This is a genomic window from Nereida ignava (genome assembly GCF_001049735.1).
Classification (GTDB): Bacteria; Pseudomonadota; Alphaproteobacteria; order Rhodobacterales; family Rhodobacteraceae; genus Nereida; species Nereida ignava.
Genome location: NZ_CVPC01000056.1, coordinates 1 through 1,718, shown reverse-complemented (window position 1 = coordinate 1,718; position 1,718 = coordinate 1). Strand labels below are relative to the sequence as shown.

Annotated in this window: 2 protein-coding genes; both read left to right on the top strand. The window is 52.4% G+C overall.

Annotated features, from left to right (window positions below):
• Window positions 1-258 precede the first annotated feature (258 nt).
• Window positions 259-546: a transposase gene (locus NIG5292_RS14265; protein ID WP_048600205.1), complete on the top strand. Its 288-nt coding sequence runs from the start codon at window positions 259-261 to the stop codon at window positions 544-546.
• An 11-nt stretch (window positions 547-557) separates the two neighbouring features.
• Window positions 558-1,400 carry an IS3 family transposase gene (locus NIG5292_RS14260; RefSeq protein ID WP_082136725.1) on the top strand — a complete coding sequence of 281 codons (843 nt, stop codon included), beginning with the start codon at window positions 558-560 and terminating at the stop codon, window positions 1,398-1,400.
• Window positions 1,401-1,718: the final 318 nt, after the last annotated feature.

The window sequence follows — 1,718 nt, the reverse complement described above, 5'->3', positions numbered from 1 at the left end:
TTGAGAGGGGCGGCGGGGTAGTAAAAAGCGTGCTGCAAGCGCTGCGCCGTGTTTCTGCCAAAACTGGTTGCGGTTGGTGATTACACGCGGCGCTCCGTTGCGCAAAGCGTTATGAGCGATTGAGCGGGTGCGTGATTGTAGTGCAGCGGTTCCCGCTGCGACACATTCGGGCCATGGTTCTCCGCGGGGTGGTGCCGTGTAAKTGTCTTGGCCCCCTAAAACTGTGCCACTATTTGTTGACTAAGGGAGTGACAGAGAATGGCACGGAAACGGTATTCASATGAGGATGCACTGAAGTTATTGCGCGAGATTGATGTTCATTTGCATGATGGGTTGGATGTTGTGGGCGCGTGTCGCAAGGCGGGTATTTCGGACAAGACCTATTACTATTGGCGCAAGAAGTTCGGTGGTCTAGGGCGACCGCAGCTCTCAGAAATGAAAGCACTGAAGAAGGAAAACGAGCGGCTGAAGAAAATCGTTGCGGACCTCCAACTGGACAAGCTGATCTTGAAAGAGAGCCTCGATTATTTAAAGCCGAAGGCCTGACGGTTGATGGGTTGCGTCAGGCCGTAATCCATACCCGCCAAAGACTTGATACGTCAGAACGGCGCACATGTGCGGTTCTCGGCGTCTCGCGTTCTGGCTTGCATTACAAAACGAAGGTTCAAGGTGATGACGCATTGCGCTTGGCCATGATCCGCCTTGCCAAGCAGTATGGTCGGTACGGATATCGAAAGATCGCTGAGTTGCTGCGGATCGAAGGTTGGCACGTCAATCACAAGAAAGTTGAGCGTTTATGGCGCGAAGAAGGGCTGAAGCTGCCAGAGCGGCATAAGAAACGAAGGCGGCTGTATCACAAAGACAGTTCGGTCATCCGTTTGCGCCCAATGCATCCCAATCATGTTTGGGCAATTGATTTTGTTCACGACAAGCTGAGTAACGGGCGCAGCTACAAGATGCTGACCGTCTTAGATGAGTTTACCCGCCAAGCTCTTTGCGTTGAGGTGCAAGACAAGATGAACTCAGATGATGTTTTGCGTGTCATACATCGTTTGCTGATGAAATACGGAAAGCCTGAATGCATTCGATCTGACAATGGCGGGGAGTTCGTAGCTGAACACCTTCAAAAATGGCTCAGAAAGGTTGGCGTCAAACCAATCCAAATCTACCCAGGCAGTCCTTGGGAAAACGGTTACAATGAACGGTTCAACGGTATTCTTCGCCAAGAAGTCTTAAACGCTGAATGGTTCCACAGCATCAAACAGGCTCAGGTCGCAATCAATATTTGGCTCAAAGAATACAATCACATCAGGCCCCATCATGCACTCGGAATGCGACCTCCCATGCCAGAAACCTTATTAGAGAAATCCAAAATTAGTGGCACTGAAATTGGGGGCTAGACAACTGAACGACCCCGTCAGCACAAGGCTGGTTCATCACCGCCGCTGATCGTCGGCACCGAGCGGTGCATGGCGGCTGACCCATGAGACTCGGCCTTATGTCGCTCGGAAATAAGTCACTTTGGCAGATCTACTACAATCTGACCCCGGGACGAGCCCGTCATCCGAGTTGGCCATCCATTCCAGGGGCCGGCGCTGCGTCACTGTCGTCTTTCGCCATTTGGGTGTGTGCTGTCGCTTCGGCGGCGATTGGTACTTCCTCCCGTTCGGCATGTTCGACTGCCTCCTCCATACTGACCGTGTTCAGCACCAGGTCGA